The sequence below is a fragment of the uncultured Formosa sp. genome (assembly GCF_947500765.1).
In the GTDB taxonomy this organism is placed as follows: Bacteria; Bacteroidota; Bacteroidia; order Flavobacteriales; family Flavobacteriaceae; genus Formosa.
The window spans coordinates 87921-102550 of record NZ_CANMTH010000004.1; the positions used below are offsets into that span (position 1 = coordinate 87921).

General features: G+C 31.4%; 14 protein-coding genes. 11 read left to right on the top strand and 3 right to left on the bottom strand.

Going from position 1 to position 14630, the window contains the following annotated elements:
* The first annotated feature begins 31 nt into the window (after positions 1–31).
* Entirely contained in the window at positions 32–847 is an 816-nt protein-coding gene (locus tag Q1B05_RS09275) for a 2,3,4,5-tetrahydropyridine-2,6-dicarboxylate N-succinyltransferase (RefSeq protein WP_299779913.1), read from the top strand.
* Between the two features lie 134 nt (positions 848–981).
* On the opposite strand, the gene Q1B05_RS09280 is transcribed toward Q1B05_RS09275, so the two are convergent.
* On the bottom strand, positions 982–1815 hold the full coding sequence (locus Q1B05_RS09280) for a glycosyltransferase family 2 protein (protein WP_299779915.1): 834 nt from the start codon (positions 1813–1815) through the stop codon (positions 982–984).
* A 112-nt stretch (positions 1816–1927) separates the two neighbouring features.
* Here Q1B05_RS09280 and Q1B05_RS09285 point away from each other — a divergent pair, with 112 nt between their 5' ends.
* From Q1B05_RS09285 to Q1B05_RS09295, 3 genes are read left to right on the top strand one after another with little or no spacing between them, the layout of a single operon-like run.
* A complete protein-coding gene (locus Q1B05_RS09285; RefSeq protein ID WP_299779917.1) occupies positions 1928–2557 on the top strand; it encodes a sulfotransferase family 2 domain-containing protein in 630 nt (209 codons plus the stop codon).
* An 11-nt stretch (positions 2558–2568) separates the two neighbouring features.
* The gene (locus tag Q1B05_RS09290; protein ID WP_299779919.1) at positions 2569–3651 is read left to right on the top strand and encodes a CDP-glycerol glycerophosphotransferase; all 1083 of its coding nucleotides are present in this window, start codon (positions 2569–2571) and stop codon (positions 3649–3651) included.
* Positions 3644–4393, top strand: a complete 750-nt coding sequence (locus Q1B05_RS09295; RefSeq protein ID WP_299779921.1) for a glycosyltransferase family 2 protein — start codon at positions 3644–3646, stop codon at positions 4391–4393. Before Q1B05_RS09290 ends, Q1B05_RS09295 begins: the two co-directional genes overlap by 8 nt.
* Positions 4394–4395: 2 nt before the next feature.
* Here the strand turns inward: Q1B05_RS09295 and Q1B05_RS09300 are convergent, their stop codons facing one another.
* Positions 4396–5154 (bottom strand): lipopolysaccharide kinase InaA family protein, encoded by a 759-nt coding sequence (locus tag Q1B05_RS09300; protein WP_299779923.1) that lies wholly within the window; start codon positions 5152–5154, stop codon positions 4396–4398.
* Positions 5155–5256: 102 nt separating this feature from the next.
* Here Q1B05_RS09300 and Q1B05_RS09305 point away from each other — a divergent pair, with 102 nt between their 5' ends.
* The 4 genes from Q1B05_RS09305 to Q1B05_RS09320 all read left to right on the top strand — a co-directional run bounded on the left by Q1B05_RS09305 (position 5257) and on the right by Q1B05_RS09320 (position 8936).
* Complete coding sequence (locus Q1B05_RS09305; protein ID WP_299779925.1) at positions 5257–5817, top strand: L-threonylcarbamoyladenylate synthase; 561 nt, start codon at positions 5257–5259, stop codon at positions 5815–5817.
* Between the two features lie 75 nt (positions 5818–5892).
* A complete protein-coding gene (locus Q1B05_RS09310; RefSeq protein ID WP_299779927.1) occupies positions 5893–7314 on the top strand; it encodes an HD domain-containing protein in 1422 nt (473 codons plus the stop codon).
* Positions 7315–7363: 49 nt separating this feature from the next.
* Positions 7364–8380: a COX15/CtaA family protein gene (locus Q1B05_RS09315; protein WP_299779929.1), complete on the top strand. Its 1017-nt coding sequence runs from the start codon at positions 7364–7366 to the stop codon at positions 8378–8380.
* Positions 8381–8417: 37 nt separating this feature from the next.
* Positions 8418–8936 (top strand): hypothetical protein, encoded by a 519-nt coding sequence (locus tag Q1B05_RS09320; protein ID WP_299779931.1) that lies wholly within the window; start codon positions 8418–8420, stop codon positions 8934–8936.
* Here the strand turns inward: Q1B05_RS09320 and Q1B05_RS09325 are convergent, their stop codons facing one another.
* Positions 8937–9998, bottom strand: coding sequence for a hypothetical protein (locus Q1B05_RS09325; RefSeq protein ID WP_299780460.1), 1062 nt, complete (start codon positions 9996–9998; stop codon positions 8937–8939).
* Positions 9999–10094: 96 nt separating this feature from the next.
* On the opposite strand from Q1B05_RS09325, the gene Q1B05_RS09330 reads away from it, so the two are divergent.
* The 3 genes from Q1B05_RS09330 to Q1B05_RS09340 are packed head-to-tail and all read left to right on the top strand — an operon-like array spanning position 10095 to position 14615.
* Positions 10095–10991, top strand: a complete 897-nt coding sequence (locus Q1B05_RS09330) for an ATP-binding cassette domain-containing protein (RefSeq protein ID WP_299779933.1) — start codon at positions 10095–10097, stop codon at positions 10989–10991.
* Positions 10992–11007: 16 nt separating this feature from the next.
* Complete coding sequence (locus Q1B05_RS09335; RefSeq protein WP_299779935.1) at positions 11008–11832, top strand: ABC transporter permease subunit; 825 nt, start codon at positions 11008–11010, stop codon at positions 11830–11832.
* A gap of 38 nt (positions 11833–11870) precedes the next feature.
* Entirely contained in the window at positions 11871–14615 is a 2745-nt protein-coding gene (locus tag Q1B05_RS09340; RefSeq protein ID WP_299779937.1) for a T9SS type B sorting domain-containing protein, read from the top strand.
* Positions 14616–14630 lie beyond the last annotated feature (15 nt).

Consider the following 14630-nt stretch of genomic DNA (forward strand, 5'->3'; position numbering starts at 1 on the left):
AAGTATATTTGAAAAAATTTAAAGAATTATAATGAAAGAATTACAATCTATCATAGAAGAAGCTTGGGAGAACAGAGCTTTATTAACCGAAGAAACAACTATTAACGCGATTAAAAAAGTAGTTTCTCTTTTAGATTCTGGAGAATTACGTGTTGCAGAACCTACCGAAAACGGATGGCAAGTAAATGAATGGGTAAAAAAAGGTGTTGTACTTTATTTCCCTATCCAGAAAATGGAAACAATTGAATGTGGACCATTGGAATTCCATGATAAAATTCCGTTAAAAACAGGTTATGCTGAAAAAGGAGTTCGTGTAGTACCTCACGCTGTAGCGCGTCATGGAGCTTATATCGCTGCAGGTGCTATTTTAATGCCTAGTTATGTAAACATTGGTGCTTATGTAGATGCTGGTACTATGGTAGATACTTGGGCTACTGTAGGTAGTTGCGCACAAATTGGTAAAAACGTTCACCTTTCTGGTGGTGTTGGTATTGGTGGGGTGTTAGAACCTTTACAAGCTGCTCCTGTTATTATTGAAGATAATGTTTTTGTAGGATCTAGATGTATCGTTGTTGAAGGTGTGCATGTAGAAACAGAAGCTGTTTTAGGTGCAAATGTTGTACTAACAATGAGTACTAAAATTATAGATGTTACCGGAGATACTCCTGTAGAAACTAAAGGTAGAGTTCCTGCACGTTCTGTAGTAATTCCTGGAAGTTACACTAAAAAATTCCCTGCTGGAGAATTTCAAGTACCATGTGCTTTAATTATAGGTAAACGTAAAGAAAGTACTAATAAGAAAACATCTTTAAACGATGCGCTTCGCGAAAATAATGTAGCTGTTTAATTAGTGTATTAAACGTTATAAAAGTATTAGTAATACATGTTGATTTGTTTTTTAATTCCCCTATTAAAAAAAGGGGAATTAAAAAATTTTAGAGATCTTAACCATATAAAAGCTTTTACACTAAATTTAAAGTTTTAAGCAGTAAGCACAATACTTTCTTGAGTAATCCCATAGGAGGTCCATATCGTTTTAGAATCTCTTGTGTATTTTCTAATCGCTTTATTTTTAGCAATAGACTCTTCTGTTTTATAACCTCTTTTATGATCTAAATGTACACAAACTGCACTGTAACGTATTTGCTTAGATTTTATACCGTAATTAAATAAACGCTCCCCTAGTTCCCTATCCTGTCCGCCGTATTGCATACGTTCATCAAATCCATTTACGGCTAATATATCGTCCTTCCATCCGGAAGAATTATGTCCATTCCATGTCATTCTAGTCGGTGTTACGGTATTTAAAAGTTCAGATTTAAAACCTTTTGCATTCAGTTTATTATTTTTAAAAGACGATTTTAGCCCCTGTTTCTTAAGCCATTTTATTTTAAAACATTTACCAGAAAGCACATGCTTTTCTTTAATTTTCTTAGAAATCCCCATAGGCAACTTAAAATAACCACCAGACAAAAAATATCCACTTTGTTTATGTTTATTATGTACTTCTAAGAAGTCTAATCTAGGTATACAATCACCATCACTCATTACAATATATTCTGCATTACAAGCAAGTATGGCTTTATTTAAAATTTTAGATTTCTGAAAGCCATCATCTTCTTGCCAAATATGAATTAATTGTAAACTCGTAGTCTTTTTAAACCTATGTATTAAATCTTTGGTACTTGATTTAGAACCATCATCTGCAATTACAATTTCAAAATCTTTAAACAATTGACAATTATAACCCCATAACACTTTTTCTAACCAAGCTTCTGCATTATAAGTACTTAATATTACTGATATTTCTGGCATAAACAATTTCTTTAAGTTAAACACGATTTCAAAATCAAATTATATAAAGAACACCTGATTCTAAAAAAATAAGCTTAAACAATTTGTTATCTTTGCGTAATAATTTATTTACATGGAAACAAAACTTTATAAAAGAATCAATAACCGTATTGGTCTATTTTTCAACTCTCCGGTAAAAAGTGGAGAACATAAAAAATTTGTTTTCATTCACATCGCAAAAACTGGCGGGACTAGTATTATTAGTATAACTGGGAAAGCATACCGTAAGCATTTAACTGTAAAAGAAGTTATTAAATACATTGGGCAGAAAAAATGGGATAGTGTTTATAAGTTTGCAGTGGTTAGAAATCCATGGGCTAAAGTTGTCTCTCAGTACAAATTCAGAACAAAAACAAATAAATCTAACATGAAAGATAATCCCATTTCTTTTAAAGATTGGGTAACTAAAGTTTTTGTTGAACAAGACGATTTTTACTACGGAAAACGACCTCTTTTATTTGCTCCGCAAGTGTTTTGGCTTAAAAATAATAATGAAGAAATTGATTTAGATACAATAATTCATTTTGAGAATTTAAACGAAGAGTATAAAGCTGTTGCAAACACTATTGGTATAGATCCCAATTTGCCACACCTAAACTCGACTAAACCTAGTGGGTATAAACAATTTTATGATGAGGAAACCAAAAACATTGTGGCAGCTTGGTTTGCAGAAGATATAGAGACTTTTAATTATAAATTTTAAGCACAATCACCTTGAAATATAAATTCTTAATATATATATCTTACAGTTATGCATTGCCAATTGGTAATCCTTTAGAAGAAGAAATAAAAAGCAGAGGTTACGATGTAAAATGGTTTAGCGATTTAGAAGATGGATACAAAGCATTAAATACAAAAACTAATGTTTTGAAAAATATAAAAGATGTAGTTAATTATAAACCAGATATTGTTTTAACTGCAACTAATTATGTTCCTGATTTTATTACAGGTATAAAGGCACAAGTATTTCATGGTTTTAACGCTGAAAAAAGGCCAGAAAAGACCAATTCCTTTACACACTTCCGCATTCGTGGTTTTTTTGATTTATACTGTACTCAAGGTCCCAGCACCACTTCTATATTTAAACAATTAGAAAAAAAACACAAAAACTTTAAAGTCATTGAAACCGGTTGGAGTAAGGTAGATCCTTTATTTCCAATTACTAAAAAAGAATCTGGAAGAACTGTAATGATAGCCTCTACGTTTACAGAACGATTAAGTTTAGCTTATAACGACGATGTTTATCAAGAAATTAAAAGATTATCGACTACCGGAACTTTCAATTTCATTATGGTATTACACCCTAAATCACCTATAAATATTGTAAAGAAATGGCAAGCATTAGACAGTGAAAATTTCACTTTTCATAACACTACAAATTTAGTTCCTTTATACAAACAGGCAGATATTATGTTTGCAGATACGACTTCTGCTATTCAAGAATTTTTATTACAACAAAAACCCGTAGTAGCTTTTAATCATACATTCAATCATAATTATCTAATCCATACACATCAAGCCAAAGAACTAGAATCTGCTTTTAATACAGCTTTAAATCCATCAGAAGACTTAATAAAAAACATCGAAATTTTTATTAAAGACTTACACCCTTATTTCGACGGAAAATCTAGTTCACGTGTCATAGATGCTACAATTTCGTTTTTAAATGAAGATAAAAGTTATTTAAAACGAAAACCATTAAATTTAATCCGAAAATATAAAATTCGAAAACTTTTAAATTACTTCACCCTTAAAAGTTTTAACACCCCATATAACCTACCTAAACAAAATGACTAAAATTACAGCGATCATTCCTACAGGAAATGAGATTCATAATATTAAAGATGTGATCTCATCTGTAGATTTTGCAGATGAAATATTAGTAGTAGACAGTTTTAGTACAGACGGCACTTACGACCAAGCACTAAAATTAGCAACCAAAGTAATCCGTCGTGAATATGAATATTCTGCGTCTCAAAAAAATTGGGCTATACCTCAAGCTAAACACGAATGGATTTTATTAGTAGATGCAGACGAACGTGTTACTCCTGAATTAAAAACTGAAATTCTAAACACTCTAAAAGCTCCAGAACATGTTGCCTATTGGATTGGTAGGATGAACCACTTTATGGGAGAACGTGTACATTATAGTGGTTGGAGAAACGACAAAGTAATCCGTCTCTTTAAACGTGATTTATGTACATACGAAGACAAACATGTACATGCTGAGATTAAAGTAAAAGGCTCTGTAGGGAAATTAGAGCATAAATTTTATCATAACACTTATATTACTTTCGATAAGTATTTAGAAAAAATGAATCGCTATGCATGGTGGCAAGCTAAAGATTACGATAAAAAAACAGGAACATTAACGCCTTACCATTTTGTAATAAAACCGTTTTGGGGATTTTTTAAACATTACATTTTACAGGCAGGATTTAGAGATGGACTTGTAGGTTTTACCATTGGTAACTTACAGGCTTATGTTATTTTTATGCGTTATTTAAAATTATGGTTATTGAGAAAAGGAAGAGAATAAACTTAGTTTTTCCAGAATTTTAATTTCTTTTTTAAAGCCTTTTTATTTTTAGATTTCTCTTGAAAAGCTTCCGTTTCCATCCACATTAAACTAAAAACTGCATTAAAATCTTCACCAGAAACTTTAGCATATTCATCACTCATAGTTTTCACTATAGATTTATGAGTAGTTAATCGCGAAAAATTCTTAATACGTTCTTCAAAAGACATGGCTTTAAATTCCATTCTATTTAAATCTACTAGATAAAACTCATACGCCTCACCTACTTTTTTAATTAAAGTATTTCCTGGAGAATGATCTAAAAATTTAATATGACTTTCATGAAGCTTGTATGTAAACCTTGTAAAAGCACGTAAAATAGCTTCATGATCTGGATAATTTAAATCGCGTGTAAGCTCTCTATACGTTAAATCACACTCTAATTGTGCACTAATGTAGTAACTCTTTTTAAACAAAAATGGAGTAGAAAACTCATAATACGCAATAGGATCTGGAGTATTAATTCCTAAACTTTTAAGCTTAGAAGCATACTCGTAAGAACGTTGAGCTTTACTTTTTCTAAAAAATTTATATGCAATCTGGTTTACTATATTAGGAACCTTAAAAGATTTAAAGTTTAGAGTTTCTGCTTCAAATTTAAATAATTTTAAAGCATTTCTTTTTTGGTTACCAAAATCCTCTCCTTTTGTATCAAAATGTATAATACAATCTGTTAAGAATTCCTGAGCGCTTAAATAGTTTTTATTTACTACATATTTCATAACACAAAATTACAATTACTTTTTTGCTTTTAATAACAATTGATTCCTATTTAAAATTGTTTTGGTTACTTTGTATTATAAAAAACACAGTTAATTAAACACATGAACACAGAAATTAAAAATGCAGTAGCCGTTCTTAAAGCAGGAGGACTAATACTTTATCCTACAGATACCGTTTGGGGAATTGGTTGCGACGCGACTAATCCAGAAGCTGTAGAAAAAATATTTAAATTAAAAAAACGCGAAGACAGTAAAGCACTCATTTGCTTAGTTGCAGACGATAGAATGCTAAAAAAATACGTAAAAAAAATACCTGAAGCAGCATATAGTATTTTCGATATTCATGAAGAACCAATAACAATTATATACGACGAGCCCCAAAATCTAGCTCCAAATTTAATCGCCGAAGATAACACCATAGCAATTCGTATCCCTGACGACGAGTTTTGTTTTCAACTCTCTCGCAAATGTAATGGTGCTATTGTCTCTACATCAGCAAATATAAGTGGTTACCCTACTCCAAAATCATTTAAAGAAATCGCTCCCGATATTTTAAAAGGTGTAGACTATGTCGTAAATTTGCCCCACGAAAAAAAGAACACAAAACCATCGTCTATTATTAAATTAAGCAACAGTGGTATTGTAAAAGTTATACGAAAGTAAAACCTTAAATTTCAAGCACCAAATCTCTTACTACTACATGTTGGAATTTGGGATTTGTAAATTGGAATTGAATACATGAATTACAAAGCAGCATTACAGAACCCCATATTTAAAATAATTTCGCAATCGGCTAAAGAATTGCAATTAGACAGCTACGTTATTGGTGGTTTTGTACGTGACTTTATATTAGATCGTGGCACAGCAAAAGACATCGATATTGTTGCCATTGGTAGCGGTATCGATTTAGCCAGGCAAGTCGCAAAAAACTTACCAAACAAACCTAAAGTTCAAGTATTTAAAACGTATGGTACCGCCATGTTACGTTATAATGATATTGAAATTGAATTTGTAGGTGCTAGAAAAGAGTCTTATAACGAAGACAGCAGAAATCCTGTTGTTGAGGACGGAACACTTGAAGACGACCAAAACCGTCGTGATTTCACAATAAATGCTTTGGCTTTAGATTTAGACGAAAACCGTTTTGGGAATCTTTTAGATCCGTTTAATGGGATTCACGATTTAGAACATAAAATAATTCGCACGCCCCTCAATCCTGATATAACTTACAGCGACGATCCGTTACGTATGATGCGAGCTATAAGGTTTGCTACACAATTAAATTTCGAGATAGAAACCGAATCGTTAAATGCCATAACTAGAAATAGTGACCGTTTAAAGATTATTACTAAAGAGCGTATTGTTGTAGAGTTAAATAAAATTTTAGAAAGCAATGTTCCATCTATTGGTTTTTTACTTCTAGAACAAACAAAACTACTATACTATATTCTTCCAGAAATTACAGCTTTAAAAGGCATAGACGAAGTTGAAGGACAAAAACATAAAGACAATTTTTACCACACATTAGAAGTGGTCGATAATATTTCTAAACACACAGATAATCTTTGGTTACGTTGGGCCGCTTTACTACATGATATAGGGAAAGCACCCACAAAAAAGTTTAGTAAAAAGGTAGGTTGGACGTTTCACGGACACGAATTTGAAGGTTCTAAAATGGCCTATCATTTATTTAAACGTTTAAAAATGCCTTTAAACGACAAGATGAAGTTTGTTCAGAAAATGGTATTCATGAGTTCAAGACCTATTGTGTTAGCTCAAGATATTGTAACAGATTCTGCTGTACGACGCTTAATTTTTGATGCAGGAAATGCTGTTGAAGATTTAATGACATTATGCGAAGCAGACATTACGACCAAAAATCCGAAGAAATTTAAAAAATACCACAATAATTTTAAAATCGTAAGAGATAAAATTGTTGAAGTAGAAGCTCGCGATCATGTTCGTAATTTCCAGCCACCAATTTCTGGTGAAGAAATTATGGAAACCTTCAATTTAAAACCTTCAAAAGAAATTGGTTTAATTAAAGACGTTATAAAAGAGGCAATATTGGAAGGTGAAATCCCCAACGAGTACGAAGCTGCTTTTCAATTAATGTTAGAAAAAGGTGCCAAATTAGGATTAAAAATTTCTAAAGAATAATTAAAAAAAAGCAAATAAACACAGTAAGCATAATTATAAACTTTTGGGCATGAAGACTAAAGACAACAAAAATGTAATATACTGGTTATTTACCGGCTGTTTTTTAATTTTTATTATGGTTATTGTAGGTGGTATTACACGCCTAACAGACTCCGGACTTTCAATTTCTAATTACAAACTTATTACAGGAACTATTCCTCCTATTGGAGATGCAGAATGGCAAGAAGCTTTTAAATTATACCAACAACATCCAGAATTTAAACATTACAATTCTCATTTCACAATCCATGATTTTAAAAGCATTTACTTTTGGGAATGGCTACATCGTTTAATTGGTCGTGTAATTGGATTGGTTTTTTTCTTCCCATTCGTATATTTTTTAATCACCAAACAACTTACAAAATCTACCATAAAAAAATCTATTGTGCTTCTTTGCTTAGGTGCTTTTCAAGGTTTTTTAGGATGGTATATGGTTAAAAGTGGCTTGGTAGACATGCCTGATGTAAGTCACTTTAGACTTGCAGCTCATTTAACAGCTGCGTTTTTAACATTTGCAGCAACACTTTGGGTCGCTTTAGATTTAATATATCCGAATAAAAAATTAGTAAACACTAAATACAGAAACCTTATTATAACAACTTACATCGTGTTATTAGTTCAGATTATATATGGTGCTTTTATTGCTGGTTTAAAAGCGGGTTTACTACACAATCATTGGCCTTTAATGAACGAAAATAAATTTATACACCCAAGCGTATATGCTTATGATTCGTTTTTAGCCAACATTTTAGAAAACCCTAGCGGAATTCAATTTGTACACAGAATCCTTGCTATAGTTGTGGTATCATTAATTGTATTGTTATGGTACAAATCGAAACAATTACAGTTAACCAATAATCAAAAAAAGGCTATATATGCACTTTTAATTTTAGTTTTCTTTCAGTTTTGTTTAGGTGTTTTTACTCTTATTTTATACGTTCCTGTATGGCTAGGAGTTATGCATCAAATAGGTGCTTTTTTCTTATTAACAGCCATGACATTTATGCTACATCGTTTTAGCAAGTAATCATAAAAACAGTATATTTGCCTTTTAATTTTTTAGTATGATTTATAGATTTAGAGTAGTCTTAGACAACGACACAGAAGAGGATGTTTTTCGCGATTTAGAAATCCGTAAAGATGATACCTTAGAAGATTTGCATAATATTATTACTCAAGCTTTTGGTTTTGACGGTAATGAAATGGCCTCTTTTTATAAAAGTGATGATGAGTGGAATCAGGGTGAAGAATTTTCTTTATTTGATTTAAGCGACGGACAAGAGTCTGTAAGCTTAATGACTAATATAACTCTAGATAATATTTTAAATACTGAAGAAACAAAATTAATTTATGTTTACGACTTCTTCAACATGTGGACATTCTTCGTTGAACTTGCAGAAATTGCAGAAATAGATGAAGGCGTAGATTACCCGAACTTAATGTTTGTTCATGGTCAAATTCCTGATGAAGTTCCAGAAAGAAACTTTGAAGCTGAAGATGAACTAGACGATTTTGATGAATTTGAAGACGATCTTGATTTAGACGATTACGACAACTTAGATTTTGATGAAAACTGGAATTAATTACAACAATTTTCTCATATTAACATCCTCATAATTACGTTTTACAAAGTCTAAAGCATGCTTTAATATTTCCCCCATGGTTTCGCTATGTCTAAAATTCATATCTAGTGTATAGTTATAAATTACAGACTGTAACTGCTCTATATTTTCTTTTGTAGATAATGTATCGTGCATCATGCAATCAATCAATTTATTAAGACGTTTTTTATAACTAATAACACGTTTAGCTATAATAGAACGCTCTTCAACTTTATATTGATCTATAGAAGTGTCACTAATTCTCTCCTTTACCAATTTTACCATATTATAATTTTCTTTAAAAAATTGAGGACGATAAATATTGAATTTCCCTTCGTAACATTGCTGATCAAAATCTATGGCACGTATTTTATATACAATCTGATCAAAATCGTGAGTCGGAATTACAACGTAGTTATAAGAACGCATATCTCCCAATAAACGAATCATACAACGTTCGTTAAATTTTACAAATTCTTTGGCAATTTGGGCTTTTTCAGGTTTTGTACAATTTGGTAGCATATCTTTTATAAACACATCTCCTGGTATACCCGCAATATGTTCTTCAATCAAAGTATCTTTATACACCAAAAAGTTAAGGCTATTTGGAGATAACATATGTTCTAATTCCAAACCATAAATACGAGATGCATCTGCTTTTTTAATATAAAAATGAGTGTAGTTATCATTTAAAATATTACGGACTTTAACTCTGAATGGTTGCGAATTTCCAAAAGTGCAAAAGTCTATACAATCTACATTTAAAAACTGAAAAATCTTTTCACTACCATCAGACACCAAATTAGAATATACCCGTTTTAAAGCTAAATCTATCTCCTTACGGTCATATTCATTATAATAAACACGAAGCCACAATGTGTCCTCATCATCTTTATCAAAAACCGTAACCGAACCTTGAAAACGCAATAAATCGTCGTAAAAAATAGGCAATTCAAAATTTCTATTATACTCAGAGAGATAATGATCTAACTTTTTAATAATAGGAAATGAAGGTTTCTTTTTTGATATTTTTAAATCATCCATAAATACAAAATTAGTCAATTTTATGCTTTATTTTACTAGCTTGTAACAAATTTAATAGATATTCGTCTTACTAACATAACCACAAAACTATCCATTTTGGCAGGCATACTCACAATTCAGAATCTTACAAAAAAATTCGGCGCACTTACCGCCGTAAATAATCTTTCGTTTACAATACAAAAAGGGAACGTTTATGGTATTTTAGGACCTAACGGAAGCGGAAAATCGACCACATTAGGTATTGTTTTAAATGTTGTAAATAAAACATCGGGAGAGTTTAGCTGGTTTGATGGTACAATTTCTACACACAATGCATTAAAAAAAGTTGGAGCTATTATAGAACGCCCCAATTTCTATCCGTACATGACAGCTCATCAAAATTTAAAATTAGTTTGTAAAATTAAGGGCATCGATTTTAGTAAAATAGAAGAAAAACTTGAAATTGTAGGTCTGTTAGATAGAACGCATAGTAAATTCCAAACCTTTTCTTTAGGGATGAAACAGCGTTTAGCTATTGCCTCTGCACTATTAAACGATCCTGAAATATTGATTTTAGATGAACCTACAAACGGATTAGACCCACAAGGAATTCATCAAATTAGAGAAATTATAAAACAAATTGCCCAAAATGGAACAACCATTTTATTGGCTTCACATTTATTAGATGAAGTTGAAAAAGTTTGCTCTCATGTGGTAGTACTTCGCAAAGGCGTAAAACTGTACGCAGGTCGTGTAGATGAAATGATTGCTAGTCATGGTTTTTTTGAACTAAAATCTGATAACGAAACAGCCTTAAAAACATTTTTAGAAACAAATGAGACCTTCGGAACAATTACTGAGGATCACGGTATTTTAAAAGTGCTTTTAAATGAACCCTTAGAAGCATTAGAATTAAACAAAATTTTATTTGAAAAAGGTATCTTTTTATCTCATTTAGTAAAACGTAAACAAAGTTTAGAAGAACAATTTTTACAATTAACAGACAACCAATAAGCCAAAAATCAAAACTATGTTAAGACTTTTAAATTTAGAATTACAAAAACTTCTACTTAATCGCGCCAGTAAAGTATTGATTTTTATTTCATTTATTTTACCCTTTACAGTATTAATATTATCATCTATAAAAATAAACTTCTTTGGGTTATTCACCTTAGAATTAGGCGAATTAGGAATATTCAATTTCCCTATTATTTGGCACATCACTACATTCTTTGCTTCACAATTTAAGTTTTTCTTTGCTATTGTTGTAGTGAGTATGATAGGTAACGAATACAGCAACAAGACCATTAAACAAAACCTGATTGATGGTTTAAGTAAAAAAGAATTTATACTATCTAAGTTCTATACCATTGTATTTTTCTCATTAATAGCAACCATTTTAATAGGTGTCGCTACATTATGTATAGGTTTATATTATTCAAGTTATACGGAATTGAGTATTATTTTTAGAGAGACCAATTTCTTACTTGCTTATTTTGTAAAACTTGTAGGCTTCTTTAGCTTGTGTTTATTTTTAGCAATGTTGGTTAAACGCTCTGCCTTTGCTTTAGGTGCTCTATTTGTTTTATACATAGTAGAATGGATTGCTTTCGGGCTTTTAGCATGGCAAACAAGTATGGAAGTGGCAGAAAAGGTTCAAGGTTTTTTCCCTTTAAAATCTATGTATAATCTTATAAAACAACCTTTCCAACGTGTTATGATGACCAAATTTCCGGACAAGACAGAAATGGTTTACGATTATGCGGTGCATAGTACAGATATTATTATTGTTTTAGCATGGACTTCTATTTTCATATTTTTATCTCATAAATTATTAATGAAAAGAGATTTGTAATATATTAGGGGCACCAATAGCTTAGTACTCCTTTATTCATGAAATATTTATTTATTGTTGTTGCATTTTTAATGCATGGTTATCTTTTTGCTCAATACGAAGCTGCCAATTGGTATTTTGGTGAAAATGCAGGAATACATTTTGATGCTAATACAGGAGAAGTTTCTGCTTTATCTGATGGTAAATTAAACACTCTAGAAGGCTCTTCTTCTATTTCTGACGAAGATGGAAATCTTTTATTTTACACAGACGGATCCATTATTTATAATAAGAATCATAGTATTATGGATAATGGAACAGGGCTATATGGAAACTCATCTAGTACACAATCTGCAATTGTAGTTCCTAAACCTAATGACGATACAATTTATTATGTTTTCACTGTAGGATCTAGTGTAAACGGAGTAAGTTCTAATGATGGTTTTAATTACTCTATTGTAGACATTTCAGAAAATGGAGGTCTAGGAAAAGTAACTTTAAAAAACAAAAATCTGCTTTCTTATGGATCAGAAAAACTAAGTGCTGTTGTTAAAGATTGCTCTACACAATCTATTTGGGTAATCACGTTGTCTACAGCGAGCGGCAGTAGTGGATCTGTATTCAACACCTTTTACGCCTATTCTATTAATGATAGATCTATTAATACAACACCTGTAAAATCTACAATTGTATCTAACATATCCGACCCTCGTGGCGCATTAAAATTATCTCCAGATGGCACAAAAATGGTAAGTGCAAATATGGACGATGGTTTATTTTTATACGATTTCGACACAGATACAGGAGCTGTTACCAATCAGCAACAACTTACAATTAATACCACTACAAGTAACAAATCTTACGGTGTAGAATTTTCATCAAACAATAAATACCTATACGTAAATTCGTCTAACGATTATAATGCATCTGATTCTGATAATGCTTCAAATCACAAATCTTCTTTAATTCAATATGACTTAGAAGCTGAAGATATTTCAGGCTCTCAAGTAACTTTAGATAACAGAAGTTTATTTAGAGGAGCTTTGCAATTAGGTCCTGATGGAAAAATTTACAGAGCACTTGCAGCTTCTTACCAAGTAGGATTACCATATTTAGGCGTTATAGAAACTCCCAATGCAGCAGGAACATCTGCCAATTACAAACACAATGCTATAGATTTAAACGGAAATAGTTCTACACAGGGGTTACCTCCATTTATTCAATCTTTTTTCAATCAAAAAATAGATATCATTCATGCAAGCGATGGTGTAGAAACGAGTGTATTACCTTTATGCTCTGGAAATATTTATACACTACAAGCCGAAGAGATTACAAATGCAGATTACTTATGGACCTTAAACGGAACAGAGTTAACAAACCTGTCTGAACCTTGGAAAATGGAGGTTAACCAAGAAGGACTTTATAAAGTACTTATTACACCTGCAAGCGCAACAATTTGTGAACTAATTGAAGGAGAAGCTTACGTAACCTATTACGATATTCCTATTGCTAATCCAACAACAGACTTAAACGACATTTGTGATTTTGGTAATGATGGTATAGAACAAATAGATTTAACCATTAAAAGCGAAGCTATTTTAGGCAATCAAGATGAAGCAAATTATCAAGTAAAATATTTTGAAACACTAGCAGATGCTGAAGCAAACACAAATGTAGTTACAACCCCAACGAGTTACGAAAACCTTTTTAGTCAGCAAGATATTTATGCAAGAGTAGAAAATGTAAATAACACCAATTGTTACGCAATTACCACATTTTCTATTACATTAATAACATCTCCAGAACTACAAACACAAGACATAACAGTATGTGATATTATTACACCTTATAATGATGGTATATCGGTTTTTAATTTAACCAATGGTATTGTAGAAACCAATGCAGAGGTAACTTATTACAATACCAATCCAGAAACAACATCTAATCCTATTTCTATTGCAGCACCTACTGCATATACAAATACTGTAAAAAATCAAACTATTTATGCTCGTGCTGTAAATAGCAAAACAGGTTGTTACACAGACCAATCGTTTATATTAATCTCTACAGACGCACCTATAACACTACAAACTGTATATTACTGCTCAGATACTTTAGCAACTTTAGATGCAGGAATATCTACTTCTGAAATAAATAATTACACGTACCAATGGCTTAATAATAACGTAGCTATTTCTGGAGCAACAAGTAATCAGTACACTTTAAATACTGTTGGAGATTATGAAGTTGTTATTACAGATAAAACAACTCGTTGCGTAGAATTATCGACATTTAACTTGGAAGAATCTGGTCCAGCAACTATAACCAATATTGCTGTAAAAGATCTTACAGACATTAATACTGTAACAGTTAGTGTTACTGGATTAGGAACTTATGAATATGCTTTATATAAAGATGGTATGCCTTACATCTCTTACCAAAGTAGTAATTATTTTACAGACGTTTATCCTGGACATTATACGGTAAAAGTAAAAGATGTAAAAAACAGTTGCGGAATTTCTGAAAAGGATCTTGACATTTTAGGTTTTCCTAAATTTTTCACACCTAACGGAGATGGTTATCATGACACTTGGAAGATAGACAATGCATCAAACACATTAGAACTACAATCTACCATCTTAATATTTAACCGCTATGGTAAATTAGTGAAAGAATTAAAAAACACACTAGAAGAATGGGATGGAACCATGAACGGAACACCTTTACCATCCGATGATTATTGGTTTACTTTAACATTAAAAAATGGTACGATGTTTAATTCTCATTTTAGTTTAAAACGCTAAAAAAACAGTCAACCT

What these genes read in the sequence shown, in the direction of transcription:
- Q1B05_RS09295 (WP_299779921.1), top strand. Translation starts at nt 3,644, where the DNA reads ATGACTAAAATTACAGCGATCATTCCTACAGGAAATGAGATTCATAAT.
- Q1B05_RS09285 (WP_299779917.1), top strand. Translation starts at nt 1,928, where the DNA reads ATGGAAACAAAACTTTATAAAAGAATCAATAACCGTATTGGTCTATTT.
- Q1B05_RS09280 (WP_299779915.1), bottom strand. Translation starts at nt 1,815, where the DNA reads ATGCCAGAAATATCAGTAATATTAAGTACTTATAATGCAGAAGCTTGG.
- Q1B05_RS09275 (WP_299779913.1), top strand. Translation starts at nt 32, where the DNA reads ATGAAAGAATTACAATCTATCATAGAAGAAGCTTGGGAGAACAGAGCT.
- Q1B05_RS09340 (WP_299779937.1), top strand. Translation starts at nt 11,871, where the DNA reads ATGAAATATTTATTTATTGTTGTTGCATTTTTAATGCATGGTTATCTT.
- Q1B05_RS09300 (WP_299779923.1), bottom strand. Translation starts at nt 5,154, where the DNA reads ATGAAATATGTAGTAAATAAAAACTATTTAAGCGCTCAGGAATTCTTA.
- Q1B05_RS09325 (WP_299780460.1), bottom strand. Translation starts at nt 9,998, where the DNA reads ATGGATGATTTAAAAATATCAAAAAAGAAACCTTCATTTCCTATTATT.
- Q1B05_RS09315 (WP_299779929.1), top strand. Translation starts at nt 7,364, where the DNA reads ATGAAGACTAAAGACAACAAAAATGTAATATACTGGTTATTTACCGGC.
- Q1B05_RS09335 (WP_299779935.1), top strand. Translation starts at nt 11,008, where the DNA reads ATGTTAAGACTTTTAAATTTAGAATTACAAAAACTTCTACTTAATCGC.
- Q1B05_RS09310 (WP_299779927.1), top strand. Translation starts at nt 5,893, where the DNA reads ATGAATTACAAAGCAGCATTACAGAACCCCATATTTAAAATAATTTCG.
- Q1B05_RS09305 (WP_299779925.1), top strand. Translation starts at nt 5,257, where the DNA reads ATGAACACAGAAATTAAAAATGCAGTAGCCGTTCTTAAAGCAGGAGGA.
- Q1B05_RS09320 (WP_299779931.1), top strand. Translation starts at nt 8,418, where the DNA reads ATGATTTATAGATTTAGAGTAGTCTTAGACAACGACACAGAAGAGGAT.